This window comes from Roseateles sp. P4_D2, assembly GCF_056401875.1.
Genome location: NZ_JBFUIM010000001.1, coordinates 231,886 through 254,719 on the forward strand (window position 1 = coordinate 231,886; position 22,834 = coordinate 254,719).

Annotated in this window: 20 protein-coding genes and 1 tRNA gene; 15 read left to right on the forward strand and 6 right to left on the reverse strand. The window is 68.8% G+C overall.

The features are described 5' to 3' along the window. Positions 1 to 121 precede the first annotated feature (121 nt). Positions 122 to 766 (reverse strand): FMN-binding negative transcriptional regulator, encoded by a 645-nt coding sequence (locus AC1DW0_RS01000; protein WP_477944522.1) that lies wholly within the window; start codon positions 764 to 766, stop codon positions 122 to 124. 100 nt (positions 767 to 866) lie between these two features. Here AC1DW0_RS01000 and AC1DW0_RS01005 point away from each other — a divergent pair, with 100 nt between their 5' ends. Continuing rightward, entirely contained in the window at positions 867 to 1,832 is a 966-nt protein-coding gene (locus tag AC1DW0_RS01005; protein ID WP_477944524.1) for a LysR family transcriptional regulator, read from the forward strand. On the opposite strand, the gene AC1DW0_RS01010 is transcribed toward AC1DW0_RS01005, so the two are convergent. Then, on the reverse strand, positions 1,829 to 2,401 hold the full coding sequence (locus AC1DW0_RS01010; protein ID WP_457391605.1) for a hypothetical protein: 573 nt from the start codon (positions 2,399 to 2,401) through the stop codon (positions 1,829 to 1,831). The two genes, AC1DW0_RS01005 and AC1DW0_RS01010, sit on opposite strands and share 4 nt — an antisense overlap. After that, on the reverse strand, positions 2,391 to 3,290 hold the full coding sequence (locus AC1DW0_RS01015; protein ID WP_157281336.1) for an HDOD domain-containing protein: 900 nt from the start codon (positions 3,288 to 3,290) through the stop codon (positions 2,391 to 2,393). Before AC1DW0_RS01015 ends, AC1DW0_RS01010 begins: the two co-directional genes overlap by 11 nt. Positions 3,291 to 3,416: 126 nt before the next feature. Here AC1DW0_RS01015 and AC1DW0_RS01020 point away from each other — a divergent pair, with 126 nt between their 5' ends. The 4 genes from AC1DW0_RS01020 (at position 3,417) to AC1DW0_RS01035 (ending at position 7,948) form a co-directional block, all read left to right on the forward strand. Continuing rightward, positions 3,417 to 4,037, forward strand: coding sequence for a transglutaminase-like cysteine peptidase (locus AC1DW0_RS01020; RefSeq protein WP_056195047.1), 621 nt, complete (start codon positions 3,417 to 3,419; stop codon positions 4,035 to 4,037). 13 nt (positions 4,038 to 4,050) lie between these two features. Then, positions 4,051 to 5,976 carry a bifunctional diguanylate cyclase/phosphodiesterase gene (locus AC1DW0_RS01025; RefSeq protein ID WP_477944527.1) on the forward strand — a complete coding sequence of 642 codons (1,926 nt, stop codon included), beginning with the start codon at positions 4,051 to 4,053 and terminating at the stop codon, positions 5,974 to 5,976. After that, positions 5,946 to 6,281 (forward strand): hypothetical protein, encoded by a 336-nt coding sequence (locus AC1DW0_RS01030; protein WP_477944529.1) that lies wholly within the window; start codon positions 5,946 to 5,948, stop codon positions 6,279 to 6,281. The genes AC1DW0_RS01025 and AC1DW0_RS01030 overlap by 31 nt, the downstream gene beginning before the upstream one ends. A 98-nt stretch (positions 6,282 to 6,379) precedes the next feature. Next, positions 6,380 to 7,948 (forward strand): methyl-accepting chemotaxis protein, encoded by a 1,569-nt coding sequence (locus AC1DW0_RS01035; protein WP_477858214.1) that lies wholly within the window; start codon positions 6,380 to 6,382, stop codon positions 7,946 to 7,948. A gap of 10 nt (positions 7,949 to 7,958) precedes the next feature. Here the strand turns inward: AC1DW0_RS01035 and AC1DW0_RS01040 are convergent, their stop codons facing one another. The 3 genes from AC1DW0_RS01040 to AC1DW0_RS01050 all read right to left on the reverse strand — a co-directional run bounded on the left by AC1DW0_RS01040 (position 7,959) and on the right by AC1DW0_RS01050 (position 11,624). Then, entirely contained in the window at positions 7,959 to 10,211 is a 2,253-nt protein-coding gene (locus AC1DW0_RS01040) for a TonB-dependent receptor plug domain-containing protein (protein WP_477944531.1), read from the reverse strand. 62 nt (positions 10,212 to 10,273) lie between these two features. Beyond that, positions 10,274 to 10,723 (reverse strand): group I truncated hemoglobin, encoded by a 450-nt coding sequence (locus AC1DW0_RS01045; RefSeq protein WP_477944533.1) that lies wholly within the window; start codon positions 10,721 to 10,723, stop codon positions 10,274 to 10,276. Positions 10,724 to 10,733: 10 nt separating this feature from the next. Next, positions 10,734 to 11,624 (reverse strand): DUF3034 family protein, encoded by an 891-nt coding sequence (locus AC1DW0_RS01050; RefSeq protein ID WP_477944535.1) that lies wholly within the window; start codon positions 11,622 to 11,624, stop codon positions 10,734 to 10,736. Between the two features lie 116 nt (positions 11,625 to 11,740). Between AC1DW0_RS01050 and apbC the strand changes: the two genes are divergently transcribed. From apbC to AC1DW0_RS01100, 10 genes are all read left to right on the forward strand, one after another. Further along, complete coding sequence (gene apbC, locus AC1DW0_RS01055) at positions 11,741 to 12,835, forward strand: iron-sulfur cluster carrier protein ApbC (RefSeq protein WP_457324777.1); 1,095 nt, start codon at positions 11,741 to 11,743, stop codon at positions 12,833 to 12,835. A gap of 145 nt (positions 12,836 to 12,980) precedes the next feature. After that, the gene (fdnG, locus tag AC1DW0_RS01060) at positions 12,981 to 16,052 is read left to right on the forward strand and encodes a formate dehydrogenase-N subunit alpha (protein ID WP_477944537.1); all 3,072 of its coding nucleotides are present in this window, start codon (positions 12,981 to 12,983) and stop codon (positions 16,050 to 16,052) included. Positions 16,053 to 16,063: 11 nt separating this feature from the next. Beyond that, positions 16,064 to 16,978: a formate dehydrogenase subunit beta gene (gene fdxH / locus AC1DW0_RS01065; protein WP_477944539.1), complete on the forward strand. Its 915-nt coding sequence runs from the start codon at positions 16,064 to 16,066 to the stop codon at positions 16,976 to 16,978. A gap of 12 nt (positions 16,979 to 16,990) precedes the next feature. Beyond that, positions 16,991 to 17,617, forward strand: coding sequence for a formate dehydrogenase subunit gamma (locus AC1DW0_RS01070; RefSeq protein WP_477944541.1), 627 nt, complete (start codon positions 16,991 to 16,993; stop codon positions 17,615 to 17,617). Next, positions 17,604 to 18,602, forward strand: a complete 999-nt coding sequence (gene fdhE, locus AC1DW0_RS01075) for a formate dehydrogenase accessory protein FdhE (RefSeq protein WP_477944543.1) — start codon at positions 17,604 to 17,606, stop codon at positions 18,600 to 18,602. Before AC1DW0_RS01070 ends, fdhE begins: the two co-directional genes overlap by 14 nt. Next, the gene (gene selA / locus AC1DW0_RS01080; RefSeq protein WP_477944545.1) at positions 18,602 to 20,026 is read left to right on the forward strand and encodes an L-seryl-tRNA(Sec) selenium transferase; all 1,425 of its coding nucleotides are present in this window, start codon (positions 18,602 to 18,604) and stop codon (positions 20,024 to 20,026) included. The genes fdhE and selA overlap by 1 nt, the downstream gene beginning before the upstream one ends. Beyond that, entirely contained in the window at positions 20,023 to 21,891 is a 1,869-nt protein-coding gene (selB, locus tag AC1DW0_RS01085) for a selenocysteine-specific translation elongation factor (protein WP_477944547.1), read from the forward strand. The genes selA and selB overlap by 4 nt, the downstream gene beginning before the upstream one ends. 1 nt (position 21,892) lies before the next feature. After that, positions 21,893 to 21,985: transfer RNA gene (locus AC1DW0_RS01090), tRNA-Sec, on the forward strand. 15 nt (positions 21,986 to 22,000) lie between these two features. After that, positions 22,001 to 22,432: a glycine cleavage system protein H gene (locus AC1DW0_RS01095; protein ID WP_477944549.1), complete on the forward strand. Its 432-nt coding sequence runs from the start codon at positions 22,001 to 22,003 to the stop codon at positions 22,430 to 22,432. Continuing rightward, positions 22,411 to 22,812, forward strand: coding sequence for a DsrE family protein (locus tag AC1DW0_RS01100; protein WP_457394628.1), 402 nt, complete (start codon positions 22,411 to 22,413; stop codon positions 22,810 to 22,812). Before AC1DW0_RS01095 ends, AC1DW0_RS01100 begins: the two co-directional genes overlap by 22 nt. Positions 22,813 to 22,834 lie beyond the last annotated feature (22 nt).

Genomic DNA, 22,834 nt, shown 5'->3' on the forward strand with positions numbered 1-22,834 from the left:
AGCACATCGCCAGAGTGGGCCGGCTCGGGAGCGGCCCAGCGCTCGGCCCACACGGGGCAGCATGTGACGCGAATGTCTGAAGACTGAAATCAAGCCCGGTCCGGCAACGGCCCGGTCTTTTTCATCTCGACGGCACCTGTCGCAGCAACTCCTCATGCCGCCGCATCGCGGCGGCCAGTTGATGGCCGCCGTAGCGGGACAGGCCGGCGTAGGCGTCGGCCCGCGCGTCGGCCGGGTCGCCCTGGCCCAGCTTGAACTGGGCGCGGGTCTCCAGGATGCGGGCACTGAAGGGCACGATGTACTGCGCCAGTTGCTCCAGCCGCGGCCCCATCTCGGCCGGCCGCCAAGCATTGGGGTAGGGTGCTTCGACATGGGCGCTCAGCAGCTCCAGCGCACGCAGCAGCTGTTCCGGGCTGTCCTCGATCCTGACGTCCAGTTCGAACTGGACGAACTCGTAGTTCCAGGTCGGTGCGTAGCGGCGGTTGCTCATCCAGCTGCTGGCGATATAGCCCTGCGCACCGGTGAAGGTGGCCAGGGCGCGCGGTTGGCGCTGCAGCAGGGCGAACTGCGGGTTGCGACGCGACAGATGGCCGATCAGCCGTGCTTCGCCGCTGGCCGCATCGCGCTCCAGGATCAACGGCAGCGGCGTGGCCAGCATCCGACCCTCGTCGGCGCTGACGAGGGTGGCCAGCGGGAAGTCGGCCACCACGCGGTCGATCTCGCCACGGTTGGCGGGCTGGAAGGGAAGCTGTTCGTACATCGACATGGCGTGGTTTCTTGTTGTGCTGGGAAGGCCTGCAGTCTAGGAACGCACTGAGCCTCCTGAGCATGCGAATTTGCAATTTGTCATTGCAAAATTGCTGGTCATGACAGCCGCCACCCTCAACGACCTGAACTGGGACGACCTGCGCCTGCTGCAACTGATCGCCCAGCATGGCGGCCTGGCCAAGGCGGCCGGCGCGGGCGGCTTGAGCCATGCGACGCTGTTCCGGCGGCTGCGGGCGTTGGAGCAGAAGCTGGACCTGCGGCTGTTCGAGCGCCTGCGCGGCGGCTATGTGGCCACGCGCGCCGGGGCCGAGCTGGTCGAGCTGTCGCGCCGCATGGGGCGTGAGCTGCATGTCGTGACCGAGAGCCTGCGTGGGCGGCAGGCCTGGCCTGGCGGCCTGCTGAGGTTCAGCGCGGCCGATACCTGGATGCAGGCCCTGCTGCCGCCGCTGCTGGCCAGCTACCAGACCCGGCATCAGGTTCAGCTGCAGGTGCGCAGCGGCAACGCGCTGCTGGACGTGCAGCAGGGCGAAACCGATGTCGCGCTGCGCTCCGGCGGGCCACCGCCGGAGTCGCTGGTGGGGCGCCGCCTGGCGCGTGTCGAGGCGACGGTCTATGCGTCCCGCAAGCTGGGCGGCGTCAGCGCGGAGACCCTGGACCTGCAACCCTGGGTGGGTGTCGACGAGGACCTGGCCCACCTGGCATCGGCCCGCTGGCTGGAGGGCCAGGGCCTGGGCCGCCAGGTGGCGGTGCGCACCAACAGCCTGACTCATGTTCGCCAACTCGTGCGTGCGGGCATGGGCCTGGGCGCCTTGCCCTGCTATCTCGGCGATGCCGACCCCGAACTGCGTCGCGTGTTCGATCCGCCGCGCGACTGGCGCAGCGAGCTGTGGCTGCTGACCCGCGTGGAGCTGCGCCAGGTGCCCCGCGTCAAGAAGCTGTTCGAGCATCTGTACGAAGGTACGCGAGCGCTGCTGCCGCTGATCGAAGGGCGCAGCCCGCAGCCGGACACGCCTGAGCAGGAAGCGGAGATCCTGAAGCGCTGGAAGGCGGCCAAGGCCGGCTAGATGTTGGACGGATACATCGCCGGGCAGTTCGCCGTGCCGAAGCGGTCCACCGGGATCCGAAAGCGCATGCCCACGCGCAGCTGCTGCCAGCGTTCGGGGTCGACGCGGCAGACCCAGGCATGGTCCTCGCGGTCGCGCAGCTCGATCTCGAAATAGGCTTCGCGCTTGCTCAGGCGCTCGCTGCCGGGTTGGCCGGGCGGGGCCATGCGCAGCGGCGGGCGCGGCCAGTCGGGGCGCTCGCCGGGGCCGCCCTCGTTCTTGACGATCCAGCTGCGGCGCCAGGCCAGGACGTTGTAGCGGCAATGCTCGCCCGGCTCGGCGCGCTTGCCGGTGGGATCGGCGATGGTGCGGCGGCTGATGTCGAAAGCGCCCTCGGGAAGCTCGTCGCACCAGTCCGAGCCGGACTCGGAACGCAGCCGCTCGACGATGATCTCCATGCGCCAGCTGCGTTTGGTCAACTCGACGGCGACGCCGGACGGGCCGAACGCCCACCAGCCGACGATAGCCAGTGCCGCCACCACCATGGCGACCAGCACGATGACACGCAGGCGCGGGAACCTAAGCCGCATCGAACTGCGCGCTGATGGCTTCTTCCCACTGGGCCAGCTCTTCCCAGTCGATGTGCAGCCAGGCCATCGCAGCCTGGTGGTGGCCGGCCCAGTCGGCGTCCTCGGGCAGGCCTTCGTGGCGGCGCATCAGATGCTCGGCGATCAGGCCGGCGGCGATCAGCGTGTGGATCTCAGGCTCAATGCCGTCGTGGCCGAGGGCCGCGAAGTCGTGGTGCAGGCGGATGGCCGACATCAGCGGCGCCGGCAGGTTCCAAACGCGCACGACCAGCGCGCCGACGACGGCATGGTCGGTCTTGTGGTTGGCGTTTTCCGTGGCGATATAGGGGCGGTCGATGCGAGCGCCGGCCTCCACCATGGTGGCTGCATAGCCGCGCACGCTCTGCATCAGCACCGGCATGCCAACGTGCAGGAAGAGACCAAAGCTGTGCGCCAGGTCAGGCGACAGGCCTGGCAGCTGCTGGGCAATGATGGCCATCGCGATCGCGCGCTTGGTGCTGCGCTCCCAGAAGCGCGCCAGCTGTGGCGCGTTGACGGGGATGGCGTGTTGGGCCAGGAAGCCCGTCATGACGGCCACGCTCTCGCGCAGGCCGATGCGCGTCATCGCCTGGCCGACGGTGGTGCAGGGCAGGCCGACGGGCTTGAACAGCGGCCCGTTGGCAATGCGCAGCAGCGTGGCGGCCATGGCCACGTCGCTGGAGGCGATGCGGGCGACGAGGTTGAGGTCAGGCTCGGGCTGGCTCATGGCCTGCTGCAGCTGAGCCAGCAGCTCGGGGCAGGGCGGGATCTGGATCTGCTGCAGGGGGCCGCGGCGGCGCGACTGGTCGATGTCGTCGCGGATCTGCTGCGCACGAGTGCGCAGGTCGTGGGAAGGTGCCGGGTTCTGCATCATCCAAAAATCTTATGGCGCTTCGGACATGTGCCGGCCGGGTACAGTGAATTCAACTGCAGCCCGCCGTCAATCTTGCCCACTTCCCCGCCTCGCGTCGCTTTCGCCCTTCGTCGGCATCGGTGGTGGTTGGCCGTCCTGGTGGCCGGGCCGGTGCTGGCGCTGGCGGCTTATGACGCGGCGCGTGTGCTGGAAGCTGCCGCAGCCCGCGGTCCCCGCGTCGTCGAGCAGGCCCAGGCCCTGGTGCAGCAGATCGAGCGCAGCGGCGTGAGCGAGGAGCTGCAGCGGCTCAAGGACATCAACGATTTCTTCAACCGCCGCCTGGCCTTCAAGGACGACGCCGTCACCTGGAACCTGCCGGACTACTGGGCCTCGCCGCTGGAAAGCCTGGAAAAGCGCGCCGGCGACTGCGAGGACTACGCCATCGCCAAATATTTCGGCCTGGCGGCCACGGGCGTGCCGACGGCCAAGTTGAGGATGGTCTATGTGCGGGCGCGGCTGCAGGGCCAGTCGCTCGCCCACATGGTGCTGGCCTACTATGCCCAGCCGGGCGCCGAGCCGCTGATCCTGGACAACCTGCGCCCCGAGGTGCTGCCCGCGTCGCAGCGCAGCGACCTGACGCCGGTGTTCAGCTTCAACACCGAGGGCCTGTGGCAGGGCGTGGGCCAGGTGACGGCGGGTGACCCGCTGGCGCGCCTGTCGCTGTGGCGCGAGCTGGTGGCCAAGGTCAGGGCAGAAGGGTTTCTGTGATGGGGAGTGAGACATGTCGTTGATGCGGCAGATCGCCTGGCTGGTGCTTGGCGTGGTGCTGGCCGCGCTGGTGGGCGCGGTCGGCCTGTCCATGGTCTCCGCGCGGCAGTTGATGCACACCCAACTGGAGCTGAAGAACGCCGACAACGCCCAGGCCCTGGCTCTCGCCCTGTCGCAGCAGCAGGGCGACCGTGAGCTCATCAAGCTGCTGGTGTCGGCCCAGTTCGATACCGGCGCCTACGAATTCGTGCGCTGGCGTGGCGCCAATGGTGAGACCTTGTTCGAGCGTGCCGAGGCGCCGCGCCCGGGCCAGGCGCCGGCCTGGTTCCGCGCCATGCTGCCCATTGAAGCCGCGTCCGGTGTGGCCCAGCTGTCCAACGGTTGGAACGCCATCGGTGCGGTCGAACTGAAGAGCCATTCCAGCTACGCCCATGACGCGTTGTGGCTGACCTCGCGGCGCCTGCTGGCCTGGCTGCTCATCGTCGGCATCGTCGCCGCCGTGCTGGCCTGGGCGGGCCTGCGGCGCATCCGCCGCCCGCTGGACGCCGCCGTGGCCCAGGCCGAGGGCGTGCTTGCCGGCAGCTATGGCCAGGTCGTCGAGCCGCGCGTGCCGGAACTGCAGCGCCTCACCCGCGCCATGAACGCGATGGTGCAGCGCGTGCGCGACCTCTTCGAGGCCCAGGCCGGCCAGCTGCTGGTGCTGCGCGAGCAGGTGCACCACGACCCGCTGACCGGCGTCTCCACCCGCAAGCATTTCCTGGCCGAGCTGGACGCAGCCCTGCGCCGCGACGACGGCCCGGCGGTGGCTGGCCTGGTGCTGGTACGCCTGCGTGACCTGTCCGGCCTGAATGCCCGCCTGGGCCGGGGCGCTGTCGACGATGTATTGCTGACCGTCGTCTCGGCCCTGCAGGCTTATCCCGAGTCGGTGGCCGGTTGCCGCGTCGGCCGCCTGAACGGCGGCGACTTCGCGCTGTGGCTGCCGGCCGAGGGCGTGGCCGCCGAGACGGCCCATGCGCTGGCCGATGCGCTGCGTGCCAGCCTGCCGGCCTTCGGGCCCGGTGTGCAGGTGGCGCTCGGCGCCGTCGAGCTGCCACGCGAGCGGCCGAGCAACGTCTGGCTGGGCGAGGCCGATGCCGCGCTGGCCCGGGCCGAGCACCAGAGCGAGGCGCGTGGTGGCTTTGTCGTCGAGATCGTGGCCGACCCCGGCATTGGCCGCGAGCAGGGCGAGGGCCTGTGGCGTGCCCAGCTGCAGGAGGCCGTCAGCCAGCAGCGTGGCCGCCTGGTCGAGTTCCCGGTGCGTGACCGAGGTGGCCGCGTGCTGCATCTGGAGTGCCCGCTGCAGCTGCGCCTCGATGAAGATTTCCAGCCTGCCACGGCCTGGCTGCCGCTGGCCGTGCGGGCGCGCATGACGGCGCATGTCGACCTGCTCGCCGTCGGTCTGGCCCTGCAGGCCATCGCTGCTGATGGCAAGGCGCGCTGCATCAATGTGGCGCCGGTGTCGCTGGCCGACGCGGCCTTCCTGCCGCAACTGCGCGAGCTGCTGGCGCAATGGCCGCAGCCGGCGCGCTCGTTGTTGCTGGACCTGGCCGAGGCTGCCGCAACCGAGCATTTCGAGCGTCTGCTGGAGTTCGGCCGCCAGCTGCGGCCACTTGGCGTCAAGCTGGGGTTGGAGCATGCCGGCGCGGGGTTGGCTCAGGTTGAGAAGCTCTACCAAGCTGGGCTGGACTACGTGAAGCTGGACGCTTCGGTGCTGCTCGGCGTGGCCGGGGAAGCGGGGCGTGCGGCGTTTGTGAGGGGCATGGTCATCATGCTGCGCAGCCTGGCGCTGAAGGTCTACGGCGAGGGTGTCGTCGATGAGATGGATGCGCAAGCGCTGTGGGATTGCGAGCTCGACGGCCTCACGGGGCCGTGGGTGACGACCAGCCAGCACGCCGGCTGACGATGTGCGCGCCCAGGCTGGGCCAGGGCCTGCACCTGCGCGGCACCCAGCGCGCCGCTGTAGATGCGGGAATCCTGCAGCCAGCCGTTGAAGTGCGGGTCCTGGCCGTACTGCGTGCGGCCGAGCCATTTCTGTATCGCGCGGCCGCCAGCGTCACGTGGCCGACTCCCGGCAGGCAGGCAGCCGCCCAATGCCGTGCCGAGGTTCGCCAGGCGAAAACCTGCGAGCAGAGTGACAGGATCGCCAATGCGCAGCATCAACAGATCTCGTGCTTGATGGGGGGTGTTGCGGCGAGAAATGACTGATCCGTGGCATTGTTTGCACCTCATGGCTGTCAAATAAATCAGATATCAGGTCTCTCGGGTAACTTTCGGCATCGCCTTGGCCAACCCGAAGAGCCACCATGAACGTCTCCTCTTTGACCGTCCGCGCAAGACTCATCCTCGCCTTCGGTGCCGTGGTGGCGCTGCTGCTGCTGATCGCGGGGCTCGCCTGGCGGGCTCTCCAAACCGAGGCGGAGGCCTTCGAGGGCTACGTCACAGGCATTGACGCGCGCATGCGCGTCGCCAACGCGGTACGGCTGGCCGTGGACGAGCGCGCCATCGCAGCGCGCAACCTTGTGCTGGTCACGCAGCCGCAGGATCTGGATGTCGAGAGGGCCCGGGTGGAAAAGGCGCACGCCACGGCCTCCGAGCAACTCGGCCGGCTCCAACACATGGCCGAGGCCGCCGACGTGTCGGCCAAGGCGAAGGCGCTGATCGCCGACATCGTCCGCGTCGAGCAGAAATACGCGCCGGTGGCCCTGGGCATCGTCAAGCTGGCGCTGGAGCAAAAGCGCGACGAGGCCGTGCTGCGCATGAACGAGCAGTGCCGTCCCCTGCTGGCCGAACTGGTGCAGGCGTCGAGCGCCTATTCGGATTACACCGCGCAGCGCGCCGAAGAGCTGATTGAACAGGCGCAAGCGCGGGTCAGCAGCCAGCGCAACGGCTTCCTGGCTGTCGTCACCTGCGCCCTGGTGCTTGCCGCCGTCAGTGGCGCCCTCATCGTGCGCAGCCTGTCACGGGCACTCGGGGCCGAGCCGGCCGAATTGAGCGCGGCCGCGACCAAGGTTGCCGACGGCGACCTGAGCCCCGTGGCCGGCAGCGAGCGCGCACCGGTCGGCAGCGTACTGGCATCGCTGGGGGCCATGCGCGACAGCCTGGCCGGCATCGTGCAGCAAGTGCGCGAGGCGTCGGAATCCATCGCCACCGGCTCAACGCAGATCGCGTCGGGCAACGCCAACCTGAGCCAGCGTACCGAAGAGCAGGCCAGTGCCCTGCAGCAGACGGCGGCCACGATGGAGGAACTGGGTACCACCGTGCGCCATAACGCCGACCATGCAGAACAGGCCAGCGAACTGGCCAAGACGGCGACGGGCGTCGCGGCCCGGGGCGGCGCCGTGGTGAGCGACGTCATCGCCACCATGCGCGACATCGATGCCGGCTCCCGAAAGATGGCCGACATCATTGGCACCATCGATGGCATCGCCTTCCAGACCAACATCCTCGCGCTGAACGCGGCCGTGGAAGCCGCCCGCGCCGGGGAGCAGGGCCGGGGCTTTGCCGTGGTGGCCGGAGAAGTGCGCACGCTGGCGCAGCGCAGCGCGGTCGCGGCCAAGGAAATCAAGGGCCTCATCGACTCCAGCGTGACCCACGTCAGCAAGGGCTCGGCGCTGGTCGACCGGGCCGGGGAGACCATGCGCGACGTCGTCGAAGCCATCGGGCGGGTCAGTGGCATCGTGGCCGAAATCAGCGTGGCGAGCCGCGAGCAGAGCACCGGCGTCGGTCAGGTGGGTGACGCCGTTTCGCAGATGGACCAGGTCACCCAGCAGAACGCCGCGCTGGTGGAAGAGAGCGCCGCAGCGGCTGAGAGCCTGAAGGACCAGGCCGGGCGCCTGGTCACTGCCGTCAGCGCGTTCTCGCTCACGCGCTAGCCGTCTCGGCTCAGATCTTCATCTCCCAGCGCAGCTGCCACTGCACGTAGCTTGGCCCGCCGCTGCGCGACGTGATGACTTGATCGCCCGTGGCGATGACCGAGCCCGTGAAGTAGTCCATCGCCGACAGATTCGTCGCCGACAGGCGCAGCGACTGTTCGGTGTTGATGGCCCACAGCGCGAACGCGTCGACCACGGCCTTGCGGCTGGCCGTGGTCTCGGTGATCAGCGTCTGCTGGATGGTGGTCGACGGCGTCCAGTTCAGCGAGGCGCCCAGGGTCAGCGGCACGGAGCGCAGCCGGTAGTCGGCTCCCAGGTTGGCCGTGCCCTTGGGTTGGCCGTCGATGTGGTTGTTCGGCCCCGGGATGCCGTCGACCTTGGACGTGAAGACGCTGAAGTTGCTGCGCACATTGATGGGCAGTGCACCCTCGAAATACTCATCGAGGCGAAAGCGCGCCTCCAACTCGACACCAGCGGTCGACGCCTTGCCAATGTTCTGCGGGCGAGCCACCCAGCGCTGCGTCGCGGCCCAGGGCACCGTCTCCAGCGCTGTCACGGTGCGCATCAGGTTCGTGATGCGGCGCGCGAAGAAGTTGGCACTCAGCAGGCCGCCCTTGGTCAGGTAATGCTCGTAGCCAATCTCGAAGCCGGTCGCCAGCTCGGGCTTGAGGTCGGGGTTGCCGGCGCGGTCGGGCGTGTTGGCCTGGTGAGGCACCTGGCTGTTGATGGTCGGCCGCGCGATCAGGTCTTGCAGCTGCGGGCTGCGGTAGCTGCGCGTCAGGCTGGCGCGGATCATGTCGCGGCCCTTGTCGTCGAGCTTGTAGCGCGCATGCGCCAGCGGCGTGAAGACGCTGGACTTGTTGCGCGCGTCGTAAGTTGCGGCGCTGGACTTGGTGGTGATGCCCTCCCAGCGCAGGCCGGCGTAGAAGTCCCATTGCTTGCCAACGTTCCACTCGTCCTGCGCATAGGCCGCCACGCGCACCGAGGACGCATCCAGGTCGTCGCCGAAATCGTCCAGCCCCGGCTGGGGCGCGCCGTTGACCAGGGTCACGCGGTTGGTGTGCCGTGTTGTCCCTTCGCCCTCGATGCCGCTGACAAGAGCATGGTCGCCGCCCAGGTTGTGCGAGATCTTGGCCAGCGCGCTCCAGTTGCTGTCGCGGCTGGTGTTGCTGTCGTCCTGCAGCCGCGTGGCCGCGCCCACCAGGCGCTCCTGGCGCACGCTGTGGCTCTCGCCACGGGCGCGGCCGATGCCGCCGCGGGCCTCGACCCGGGTGTCGCTGCTCAGCTTGCTCTGCCACTGCGCGTTCAGGCGCGCCATCGTGAAGCGGTTGTCGCCGTCGGTGTCGGCCTGGTCGAAGAAGCCGGGCGGCTGCGGATTGGGCTGAGGCGTCGTCGTTTGCAGCAGCTGGGTGTTGCTGCTGGACTTGGTCGAGACGATGAAGGGCTGGATGGCCAGGCTGTCCGTCGCGTTGAGCTTGAACTGCACGCGGCCGGTCAGGTTCAGCGCGCTGCGCTGGTCTTCGGTGCGGCCGCGCGAGGTCAGCAGGCTGTCACTGTTGCTCGCGACGGTATGGGTCAGCGTGTCATTGATGATGTCGTCGATACGCTCACCGCGCATCGCGTTGACGGTCAGGTTGTAGGCATGGCCCTCGCCGAAGTTGTCGTTGCGCGTCCAGCTGATGCCGGGGCTGATCTGGCCGCGCTCGGTCGCGAAGCCGGCGCGGAACTCGTTGAGCTTCTTCTTCAACGCCTCGCGCAGCACGATGTTGATGGTGCCGGCCACGGCACGCGTGCCGTACTCGGCCGTGGGCGCGCGCAGCACCTCGATACGCTCGACCTGCTCGGGCGGCAGCTGGTCCAGCGAGAAGCCGGGCGGCATGCGCTCGCCGTTGACGAGGATCTGCGTGTAGCCGCCGCCCATGCCGCGCATGCGGATGTCGCCGCCGCGGCCCGGGCGGCCGCCGGTCGTCACGCCGGGCAGGCGCTTGATCATCTCGCCCAGCGTCGAGTCGCCGAACTTCTCGATCTCCTCGCGGGTGATGACGATCTTGCTGGCCGTCGAGGCCTTGCGGATGGATTCGTCATTGGCGGTGCCCGTGACTTCGACGCGCTTGAGCTGCTCGGACTTGGCGTCGGCGGGCTTGGGCGCCTGGCGAGCCGGCGCGGAGGCCGCCGCATCGGGTGCGGCGGGGAACTGCGCAAGGGCAGGCAAGCTGCCGCAGGCCGCCAGCAGGGCGGCCGCGGATACACGGGTGAGTTGCATGGCTGGCAGTGTGCCGCGCGGGCCCGGCCGCCTTGTGGCGCCGCGGTTAACGAAAGAATTCTTTACCGACGTTGCTGCGTTTCAGTCACCGTGGTGACGATTTCGCGGTGCATCGGCGCCAGCCTTGCCAGCATGCCGTTCTGCGCGCTGAAGGGAATGCCCTTGGCATCCATGGCCTGCTGCAGGATCTCCACCAGCGCATTGAAGTCACGCCGGCCGATGTCCAGGTCCTGGTGCACCAGCTTCATCGGTGGGCCCTGGTAGGCGCAGGGGCCGCCGGCCTCCTGGCAGAGCTGATCGGTCAGCTGGGTCGCCAGGTTTTCGCGGTTGGTGTTCTTGAAGAAGGGCGCCGTGCGTGGGTCGGTCAACAGGCGCGGCACGAAGTCGTCCATGACGGCGCGGATGCCAGCCTTGCCGCCCCAGGCCTGGTAGACGCTGTCGTTGGCCGGTGGCGTCTGGGCCAAGGCACAGGCGCTGGCGAGCAGCAGGCAGGCAATAGCGGCACGACGCATGGAGATTCCTTCAGAGCGCGAACTGCGCAGACAGATAGCTGCCCGTCTGGCGCTTGGGCTGCACGGCGGGCGCGATGCGGCCGAGGTCCACCCAGGCGGCGGTCAGCGAGACATGCTTGCTCGGCGCCCAGGCGATGAAGATGTCCTTCCAGTCGTCTTCCTTCAGCGCGCCCGCGCCCAGTACCGACTGGTTCAGGTTGTCTGGCTTGGCGCGAAACTCGACGCCGACGGCCAGGTTCTTGGCCAGCAGCTTGGCGAGCGAGAACTCGGGTTGCAGCCGGTAGCCTTTGCCCTGGGCCCCGCCGAAGCCCAGCAGCCCATTCTGGTTGGCCTTGGTGGCGCGCAGCGTCAGGTTGACGAGCACGCCGTCGGCCAGGAAGAGCTTGGTGGCGCTGGCGTAGAAGTCCGTGCCCGAATCCCTGGCGCCGAGTGGCCCGAACAGCGTCGGGCCGAGGTTGCCGGCGTGGGTCTTCTTGTGCTCCAGGCCGATGGCGATCTGCGGCATCAGCGTGTCGCTGTCCAGCACGGCGTCGCCAATGACGCGCACCTTCACGCCCAGGATGTCCTGCTTCAGGTGCAGGCCGTCCAGGCCGAGGGGAGCGAGGTTGCTTTCGGTGTCAAAGTCCTGCCTGGCCAGCGAGACCTCGATGCGGTCGTGGAAGGCGATGGCCGCGCCATAGGTCAGCAGGCCGTAGTTGCCGGTCTTGGCGCGGGTGACGAAGGCGGTGGCGCCGACTTCGCCGGCCGTGGCATAGCTGCCGGTCACGGCCCAGGGCGTCAGCCCACCGCCGGCGGCGCCGTCGATGCTGGACACGCCGCCGGTCAACAGCAGCTTGCCGGACTGGGCAAGGGCCGAGGTTCCCAGCAGGGCGGCGGCAAGCAAGACAACAGGTCGGCGCATGAAATCTCCGGCGGCAATGCGGGGCCGCCTCACTCTACGCACAAAGCCCGCCGACTGGATGCAGACCGCTTGCGGGCTAGACTGTTCGCCCCGTTTGCCGTGAACTGTTCCCTGCCATGACCGCGATCTCCGATGTCCAGCTGCAACCCCTGCTGCAAGCCGTGGTGGACCCCGGCAGCGGCCGCCCGCTGGGTGAAGCCAAGGCGGTCAGGTCGATCAAGGTGGATGGCGCGGATGTCGCCGTCGACATCGAACTGGGTTACCCGGCTGCCAGCCAGCACGCGGCCCTGCGCGCGGCTGTCATCGCCGCGGCCAAGGGACTGGCGGGCGTCGGCAATGTCAGCGTCGCCATCACCACCCAGGTCGTCGCTCACGCGGTGCAGCGCGGCGTGCAGCTGCTGCCGGGCGTGAAGAACATCATCGCCGTCGCCTCCGGCAAGGGTGGCGTGGGCAAGAGCACGACGGCCGCCAACCTGGCCCTGGCCCTGCATGCCGAAGGCGCCCGCGTGGGCGTACTGGATGCCGACGTTTACGGCCCCAGCCAGCCGCTGATGCTGGGCGCCAGCGGCCGGCCCGAGTCGCTGGACGGCCAGAACATGGAGCCCCACATCGCGCACGGGCTGCAGGTCAACTCCATCGGCTTTCTCGTCGAGGACGACCAGGCCATGATCTGGCGCGGCCCCATGGCCACGCAGGCGCTGGAGCAACTGCTGCGCCAGACGCGCTGGCAGGAGCTGGATTACCTCGTCATCGACCTGCCGCCGGGCACCGGCGACATCCAGCTGACCCTGTCGCAGCGCGTGCCCGTCACCGGCGCCGTCATCGTCACGACGCCGCAGGACATCGCGCTGATCGACGCCAAGAAGGGCCTGAAGATGTTCGAGAAGGTGGGCATCCCCATCCTGGGCATCGTCGAGAACATGGCCGTGCATATCTGCTCCAACTGCGGCCATGCCGAACATATCTTCGGCGCCGACGGCGGCCAGAAGATGGCGGCCCAGTACGGCACCGAGCTGCTGGCCTCCCTGCCGCTGGCCATGAGCATCCGCGCCCAGGCCGATTCGGGCACGCCCACGGTGGCTGCCGAGCCGGACGGTGAGGTAGCGAATCTATACAAGGCGCTGGCCCGCAAGGTCGCGGCCAAGATCGCCGCCCAAGGCAAGGACTACTCGGCCAAGTTCCCGAGCATCTCGATTTCCAAGTCGACCTGATACCCGACTGATCCAGTCCCCCGGGGTTGCCCTGCCTGGACAAGGGCCCTCCTTTGTGAAGAAATCACAGTGCGGTGGCCAACGATGGCTGCTGGCGTGATTCGTTCCTGCACAAGAGCGGGCCCTGCCCGCAGGAGACAGCCGAATGGACATGAACCGGAGGGCTTTCTTCCGGGTGAGCGGCGCGGGGCTGGCAGCGTCCAGCCTGGTAGCGCTGGGGTTCTCGCCAACGGCCGCACTGGCCGAGGCGCGCAACTTCAAGCTTGCCCGGGCAACCGAGACCCGCAACACCTGCCCCTACTGCTCGGTGGGCTGCGGCGTCATCATGTACTCGTTGGGCGACAAGGCGAAGAACGTCACGTCGTCCATCATCCACATCGAGGGCGACCCCGACCACCCGGTCAACCGTGGCACGCTGTGCCCCAAGGGCGCCGGCCTGCTGGACTTCGTGCACAGCCCCAACCGGCTCAAGCACCCCGAGATCCGCGAGCCGGGCAGCAAGGAATGGAAGCGCGTTGGCTGGGATGAGGCCATGGACCGCCTTGTCAAGCTGATGAAGGCCGACCGCGACGCGAACTTCGTCGCCCAGAACGCCGACGGCAAGACGGTGAACCGCTGGCTGACCACCGGCATGCTCTGCGCCTCCGCATCCTCCAACGAAGCGGGCTACATCACCCACAAGGCGATGCGCTCGATGGGGATGCTCGCATTCGACAACCAGGCACGTGTTTGACACGGCCCGACGGTGGCCAGTCTGGCCCCGACGTTTGGCCGCGGCGCGATGACCAACCACTGGGTGGACATCAAGAACGCAGACCTGGTACTGATCATGGGCGGCAATGCCGCCGAGGCCCACCCGTGTGGTTTCAAGTGGGTCATCGAGGCCAAGCACCACAACAAGGCCAAGCTCATCGTCGTGGACCCGCGCTTCACGCGCTCGGCCGCCATGAGCGACTACTACGCGCCCATCCGCGCGGGCTCTGACATCGCCTTCCTGGGCGGGGTCATCAACTACCTGCTGACCAACAACAAGATCCAGACCGAGTACGTCAAGGCCTACACCAACGCCAGCTTCATCGTCGGCGAGGACTACAAGTTCGAGGCCGGCATCTTCAGCGGCTATGACGAAGCCAAGCGCCGCTACGACAACAAGAGCTGGGGCTACGAGCTCGACGACAAGGGCTTCGCCAAGGTCGACCCGACGCTGGAGCACCCGCGCTGCGTGCTCAACATCATGAAGGCGCACTACTCGCGCTACTCGCCCGAGCAGGTCAGCAAGATCACCGGCACGCCCAAGGACAAGTTCCTGAAGGTCTGCGAAATGATCGCGGAGACCTCCAGGCCCAACAAGGTCATGACCATCATGTACGCCCTGGGCTGGACACAGCACAGCCAGGGCTCGCAGATGATCCGCACCGGCGCCATCATGCAGCTGCTGCTGGGCAACATCGGCCTGCCCGGCGGCGGCATGAATGCGCTGCGCGGCCACTCCAACATCCAGGGGCTGACCGACCTGGGCCTGCTGTCCACGTCGCTGACGGGCTATATGAGCCTGGCCCGCGACAGCGAGCAGGACCTGGAGACCTACTACAAGACCCGCGCACTGAAGCCCCTGCGCCCCGGCCAGATGAGCTTCTGGCAGAACTACCCCAAGTTCTTCGTCAGCCAGCAAAAGGCCTGGTGGGGCAAGGCCGCCACGGCCGAGAACGACTGGGCCTTCCACTACCTGCCCAAGTGGGACAAGGGCTACGACGTGCTGCAGACCTTCGAGCTGATGGGCCAGGGCAAGCTCAACGGCTACATCTGCCAGGGCTTCAACCCGGTCGGCTCCTTCCCCAACAAGAAGAAGATCGTCGCGGGCCTGTCCAAGCTGAAGTTCCTCGTCGTCATCGACCCGCTCAACACCGAGACCGCCGAGTTCTGGAAGAACCACGGCGAGCACAACGACGTGAAGAGCGAGGACATCCAGACGACGGTGTTCCGCTTCCCCAGCACCTGCTTCGCGGAGGAGGACGGGTCCCTCACCAACTCCGGCCGCTGGCTGCAATGGCACTGGAAGGGCGCCGAGCCCCCCGGTGAAGCCAAGGGGGACCCCGAGATCATTGCGCAGCTGTTCATGCGCATGAAGGCGGCCTATGTGAAGGAGGGCGGCGCCTTCCCCGACCCCATCGTCAACCTGAGCTGGCCCTATCTGCAGCCCACCAACCCCTCGGCCGAGGAGCTGGCCAAGGAGTACAACGGCAAGGCCCTGGCCGACGTGACCGACCCCAAGGACGCGACCAAGGTGCTGGCCAAGGCAGGCGAGCAGCTCAGCGGCTTCGGCCTGCTGCGCGACGACGGCAGCACGTCCAGCGGTTGCTGGATCTATGCCGGTGCCTGGACGCAGGCCGGCAACCAGATGGCCCGGCGCGACAACGCCGACCCCTATGGCATCGGCCAGACGCTGGCCTGGGCCTGGGCCTGGCCGGCCAACCGGCGCGTGCTCTACAACGCGGCGTCCTGCGACCCGACCGGCAAGCCCTGGAACCCCAAGCGCCGGCTGATGGCCTGGAACGGCGAACGCTGGGGCGGCTCCGACGTGCCCGACATCCGGCCCGACGCCAACCCGACCGATGCCGACGCGGTGCGGCCTTTCATCATGACTGCCGAGGGCGTGGCGCGGCTGTTTGCACCGACCGGCCTGGTCGACGGCCCGCTGCCCGAGCACTACGAGCCCTTCGAGACGCCGCTGGCCAACAACCCCATGCATCCGGGCAACGCCAAGGCCAAGTCCAACCCGGCCGCGCGCGTCTTCAAGGGCGACATGGAGGCCTTCGGCACGCCCAAGGACTTTCCTTACGTGGCCACCAGCTACCGGCTCACCGAGCACTTCCACTACTGGACCAAGAACGTGCTGACGTCGGCCGTGCTGCAGCCGCAGCAGTTCGTCGAGATCGGCGAGGAGCTGGCCAAGGAAAAGGGCGTCGCCAACGGCGACTGGGTCAAGGTGAGCAGCAACCGCGGCTTCATCAAGGCCGTGGCCGTTGTCACCAAGCGCATCCCTTCGCTGGACGTGGACGGCAAGCGCATCCACACCGTGGGCCTGCCCAACCACTGGGGCTTTGTCGGCGTGGCCAAGCCCGGCTATCTGGTCAACACGCTGACCCCCTTCGTGGGCGACGCGAACACGCAGACGCCGGAGTTCAAGAGCTTCACCGTGAACCTTGAGAAAGCCTGAGGGAACACGTCATGTCTTCACTTCAATCCCTCGACATCGCCAAGCGCTCGGCCACCACGACGCCATCGACCCAGGCCCGCAAGCATGTGGCCGAGGTCGCCAAGCTCATCGACGTGTCCTCCTGCATCGGCTGCAAGGCCTGTCAGGTGGCCTGCATGCAGTGGAACGACCTGCGTGACGAGGTCGGCGACAACCACGGCACCTACGACAATCCACGCGACCTGACGCCGCAAAGCTGGACGGTCATGCGCTTCTCGGAAGTGGAGGTCGAGAAAGACAAGCTGGAATGGCTGATCCGCAAGGACGGCTGCATGCACTGCGAGGACCCGGGCTGCCTGAAGAGCTGCCCGGCGCCCGGTGCCATCGTCAAGTACACCAACGGCATCGTCGACTTCATCTCCGAGCACTGCATCGGCTGCGGCAACTGTGTGACGGGCTGCCCCTTCGACGTGCCGCGCATCAGCAAGGTCGACAGCAAGGCCTACAAGTGCAGCCTGTGTTCCGACCGCGTCGGCGTCGGCCTGGAGCCGGCCTGCGCCAAGGCCTGCCCGACCGGCGCCATCCGCTTCGGCACCAAGGAGGACATGCTGGACTACGGCGCCGAACGCGTCGTCGACCTGAAGGAGCGCGGCTACGCGAACGCGGGCGTGTACGACCCGCCGGGCGTGGGCGGCACCCACGTTGTCTATGTGCTGCAGCATGCCGACCAGCCCGAGCTCTACAGCGGCCTGCCCAAGGACCCGAAGATCAGCCCGCTGGTATGGCTGTGGAAGGGGGCGGCCAAGCCGCTGGCTGTTGCGGCCATGATCGGCGCGGTCATCGCGGGCTTCTTCCACTACACGCGCGTGGGCCCCATCGAGGACCCGGACGACCCCGAAGCGGATCGCAACGTCGCCCGTGACGATGCCGACCACCCCACCGCCTGACAGGAGCGCACCATGGCAACCCGCCTTCTGCAGCGCTACAGCGCTGGCGACCGCACCAACCACTGGTTGATCGTGCTGTTCTTCCTCGGCGCCGGCCTCTCGGGCCTGGCCTTCTTCCACCCCGCCTTCTACTTCCTGACAGCGCTGTTCGGCGGCGGCACCTGGGCGCGCATCCTGCATCCCTTCATGGGAGTGGTGATGGCGCTGTGCTTCGTCGTCATGTTCATGAAGCTGTGGCGGCACAACCGCATGACTGAGGCGGACAAGGAATGGATGAGGCACAGCGGCGACATGCTGCGCGGCGACAAGAGCCACATGCCGCCCGTGGGCCGCTACAACGGGGGGCAGAAGGTGGTGTTCTGGCTCATGGCCGCCAGCCTGCTTGTGCTGGTGCTGACCGGCTTCATCTTCTGGCAGCCCTGGTTCGCCGACAGCTTCCCCATCCTGGCGCGGCGCATCGCCGTCGTGCTGCATGCGCTGTCGGCCACGGTGCTGATCCTGACCGTCATCGTGCACGTCTACGCGGCCATCTGGGTCAGGGGCTCGCTGCGCGCCATGACGCGCGGCACGGTGACCGAGGGCTGGGCGCGCCAGAATCACGCGCTATGGCATCGCGAAATGACCAATGACCGTCGGTAACCCGCAGAAGATCCTCAGCCCGGAAGAGATCGCCGTTCGCGCCGGCGAGCAACTGAGCTTTCTGCACCTGCCCGAGCCCGGCGTGTTTGCCGATCGCGCGCTGCGCCTGCGCGCGCTGGCCGACGGGCATGCCATGGGCGACTTCCTGCGCTTCGTCGCCGAGCTGGCCGACGCCCAGCACCGCGCGCTGTCGGCCCAGGTTGCCGTGCCGCTGCCCACACCGGACGACATCGACGCCGCCGCCCGTGCCGGCGCGCCGCTGCTGCCGGCCGAAACCTGGCCGCGCGAGCCCATCTGGCGCGACTCGCTGCGTGCCCTGCTGACCGACCTGGCCCGCCGCCTGCCCGACGGTCCCGCCAAGGCCGCCGCGCTGCAACTCGCCGCCGCCAGCGACGAGCAACTGGAGACCCAGGCCGGCCGCCTGCTGTCCGGCGTCATGCTGGGGCTGGACCTGGCCAGCGCACCGCTGATCGCCGCTGGCCTGCAGCTGCATTTCACGCGCCTCGTGCGGCAGACCTATGCCGCGCATGTCGACGCGCCCGTGCCGCCCTTCGGCCGCACCGACGACCCCACGCTGTGCCCCTGCTGTGGCTCCCGCCCGGTCGCCTCGCTGGAACGCCTCGGCGCCGAGGGCGCGCGCTATCTCGCCTGCGGCCTGTGCGCCACGCAATGGCATTACGTGCGCATCAAGTGCACGCACTGCCAGAGCACCAAGGGCATCTCGCTGCAAAGCCTGGTCGCGGCCGATGGCGCCTCGACCACCACTGGCGCCGTCGTGCAGGCCGAGTGCTGCAGCGAGTGCGGCCACTACCTGAAGCTGATGCACCCGGCGCGCGACAACGGCGTCGAGCCCGTCGCCGACGACCTCGCCAGCCTGACGCTGGACCTGCTGGTCGGCGAAGCCGGCTTGCATCCGCATGGCGTCAACCTGTTGCTGCTGCTCGGCGAGCCGGACGAGGCACCGCCGCCAGGACGAGAGCACTGATGGCTGCGCCCGACGAATCCGTGGTCCACGGTTCCAAGGCAAGTCCAAAAGACCTCCCGGCCCTGGACAGATTGCTGCGCGAAGCCGCGCCGCTGGTGGCCGAGCATGGCCACACGCTGGTCGCCAAGGAGGCGAGGGCGCTGCTGGACGCGCTGCGCACCCAGGCCCTGGCCGGCGCGCTGACCCGTTCGGACCTGGACGGCCTGCCCGCGGCGCTCGCCGCCCGCGTGCAGGCCCGCATGCGGCCCGCCATGCGCGCCGTGCTCAACCTGACCGGCACCGTCATCCATACCAACCTCGGCCGCTCCCTGCTGGCCGACGCTGCGCTGCAGCAGGTGCTGGCGCTGATGGGTTCGCCCAACAACCTCGAGTTCGACCTTGCCGCGGGTGGCCGCGGCGACCGCGACGAACTGATCGAAGCCCTGCTGTGCGAGCTGACCGGCGCGGAGGCCGCCACCGTCGTCAACAACAACGCCGCCGCCGTGCTGCTGGGGATCGCGGCGCTGGCCGGTGGCAAGGAAGCCATCGTGTCGCGCGGCGAGCTGGTCGAGATCGGTGGCGCCTTCCGCATGCCCGACGTGATGGCCGCGGCCGGCGCGACGCTGGTGGAGGTGGGCACCACCAATCGCACCCACCCGCGCGACTACGAGCAGGCCATCACGCCGCGCACCGGTCTCATCGTCAAGGTGCACACCAGCAACTACCAGGTGCAGGGCTTCACTGCGGCGGTGGACGAGGCCACGCTGGCGCCCATCGCGCATGCCGCTGGCCTGCCCTTGATGACCGACCTCGGCAGCGGCGCGCTGGTGGATCTGGCCGCCTACGGCCTGCCCGCCGAGCCGCTGCCCCAGGCCATGCTCGCGGCCGGCTGCGACGTCGTCACCTTCAGCGGCGACAAGCTGCTCGGCGGCCCGCAGGCCGGCCTCATCGTCGGCAGCCGCGCGGCGGTCGGCAGGATCCGCAAGTACCCGATGAAGCGCGCGCTGCGCCTGTCCAAGCTGCCCCTCGCGGCGCTGGAGGCCACGCTGCGGCTCTATCTGCGGCCCGAAAGGCTGGCGCGGGACCTGCCGACACTGCGCCTGTTGACGAGGCCTCAGGACCAGATCGCCGCGCTGGCCCAACGCCTGCTGCTCGAGATCGCCGCCGCTGTCGCGCCGCGCTTCACCGTCGAGACGGTGGCACTGCAGAGCCAGATCGGCTCTGGCTCACTCCCTGTCGAGCGGCTGCCGTCTGCCGGCCTGGCAATCAGCGCGGTCGACGGCCGCGGCCGCACGCTTGAAGCGCTGGCCACCGCGCTGCGCGAGCTGCCACGACCCGTCATCGGCCGCGTGCAGGACAACCGGCTGCTGCTGGACCTGCGCTGCCTCGAAGAGCCCGCGCTGCTGACCTCTCAGCTCGCCTTGTTGAAGGAGGCCCTGGCGTGATCGTGGGAACCGCCGGCCACATCGACCACGGCAAGACCACGCTCGTGCGTGCGCTGACGGGTGTGGACACCGACCGCCTGCCCGAAGAGAAGGCGCGTGGCATCAGCATCGAGCTGGGCTATGCCTATCTCGATGTCCCTGATCACGATGAACGGATCGGCTTCATCGACGTCCCCGGCCACGAGAAGCTGGTGCACACCATGCTGGCTGGCGCCAGTGGCATCGACTTCGCGCTGCTGCTGGTCGCGGCCGACGACGGCGTCATGCCGCAGACGCGCGAACACCTGGCGGTGCTCAGCCTGCTGGGCCTGACGCGCGGTGCCGTCGTCATCACCAAGGCTGATCGCGCCGAGCCCGGCCGCGTTGCCGCGCTGCAGGAGGAGGTGAGGGCGCTGCTCGCCGGGACGGGCCTGGACGCCGCGCCCATCCAGGCCGTGTCCGCGCCCACGGGCCAGGGCCTGGGTGAACTGCGCGAACTGCTGTTCGCCGCCGCCCGCCAACTGCCGGCCCGCGCCTCGCCGCATCTCGCCGCCCGCCTTGCCGTGGACCGCGCCTTCAGTCTCGACGGCGTCGGCACCGTCGTCACCGGCACGCTGCATGCCGGCGAGATCGCCGTCGGCGACGAGCTCGTCATTCAAGGTCGCCGCGCCCGCGTGCGCAGCCTGCATGCGCAGAACCGAGCTGTCGAGCGAGCCCAGGCCGGCCAGCGCTGCGCCGTCGCGCTTGCCGGCCTGACCAGGGAGCAGGCGCCGCGCGGCCAGTGGCTGACCGCGCCGGCCGTGGCGCTAGCGACCGAACGGCTCGATGCGCGGCTCACGCTATGGCCCGGCGAGGCCAGGCCGCTGCGCTCGGGCACGCGTGTTCACCTGCACCTCGGCGCCCAAGCCGTCATGGCCAGTGTGGCGGTGCTGGACGGCGACGCCATCGAGCCGGGCGGCACGGCCCGCGTGCAGCTCGTCTGCCACGCGCCCGTCGGTGCCTGGCGCGGCGACCGCCTCGTGCTGCGCGATGCCGGCGCCAGCCGCACCATCGCCGGCGGCATCGTGCTCGATCCCTTTGCGCCTGCGCGCTATCGCCGTGCCCCCGAGCGGCTTGCCGAACTCACGGCCTGCGAGCTGCCCACCGCCGAGCAACGTCGCGAGCGGCTGATGGCGCTGTCGTCGCTGGGGCTGGACCTGGCCCGCTTTGCGCAGGCCGAGGGCCTCGCCGAGGCGCTGGACGGCTGGTCCCTGGGCACCGAGGCCCGTGCGGCGCTGACGACCAAGCTGCTCACCACGCTGGCCGACTTTCATGCGAAGTCGCCTGACGAACTCGGCCCCGATGCCGCGCGGCTGCGCCGCCTCGTCGCGCCCCGCATCGCCGAGGCCTTGTGGCGCCAGCTGCTGGCTGAGCTGCGCGCCGCGGGTCACATCGCCCAGCGCGGCGGCTGCATGCACCTGCCCGAGCACGGCGTGCAGCTGTCGGCCGCCGAGCAGCGCATCGCCGAGAAGATCGCGCCCCGGCTGGCCGCTGCGGGTGCGGAAGGCGCCTGGGCCCGCGACCTCGCCAAGGACTGCGCCGAGCCCGAGTCGCTGATGCGCGCCACGCTGGCGCGGCTGGCCCAGCAAGGCGAACTGCACCAGGTGGTGAAGGACCTGTACTGCGACACGGCGACGATGACGCGGCTCGCCGGCATCGCACGCGCTATCGGCGCTGAGCAGGGCACGGTCACCGCTGCGGCTTTTCGCGACGCGACCGGCCTGGGCCGCAAGCGGGCCATCCAGCATCTGGAACATTTCGACCGCGTCGGCCTGCTGCGCCGCGTGGGCGACGAACATCGGCTTCGGGCGGACAGCGCGCTGTTCGCCGAAAGCATCACGTCATGAGGGAAGGGGAACGACACCGGTGTGTCGGCCGGGCTTCAAACCCGGTGGGTGGCGCCACGCGCTGCTGGGTGGGTTCGACTCCCACCCCCTTCCGCCGCGAGGCCCTGCCATGCTGATCGCCAGCGCCGAAATGCCCGAGGCGCTCTGGTACTGGACAGCCGACCAGAGCTGGGTCAAGCCCTTGCCCGGCGGCCATGTCCGCATCGGCATCACAGCCCTGGGCCTCAAGGCCTCGGGCGACATCTACATGTGCCGCCCCAAGCCGGTCGGCAGCGAGGTCGAGCAGGGCCGCTCCATCGGCGTTGTGGAGCTGGCCAAGTCCATCGTGTCGGTGAAGTCACCGCTGTCGGGCCGGGTCGTCAAGGTCAACGAGGCGCTGGAAGAGCGGCCGGAGCTGGTGCATCAATCGCCGTATGACGCTGGCTGGCTGGTGGAGCTGGCACCGTCGAATCTGGAAGCGGAAAAGGCGCAACTGACCATCGGCGGGGACGCGATCCGCAAGGCGATGCAGGAGTGGGCATGGCTGAACCAGCTGAGCTGAAGTCCCGAACCGGCCTCGCCATCCTGCTCTGGGCGGCCGATCCCGACGACCCGGTGCGCCTGGCCACGCCGTTCGCGCATGCCGCCGCGGCAGCGGCTCTGGAACTGCAGGTCGAGGTCTATTTTTCGGCGCGGGCGGTGCTGCTGCTCAAGCCTGGCGTGGCCGAGGCCTTGCGAGCGTCGGAGCGTTTCGACAAGACCATTGCCGGCTGGATGAAGGACGCGCTGGACCATGGCGCGCGCTTTTTCGCCTGCTCCGACGCCCTCGCGGCGCAGGGCCTGGCGCTGGCCGATCTGATCCCCGCCGGCCGTCATCACGGCGGTGCGGTCCAATACGCCCTTCGCGCGGCCGACCCTGCCTGGGCCACGCTCGTTTTCTGACCCCTTGCTTCCCACGACTGGA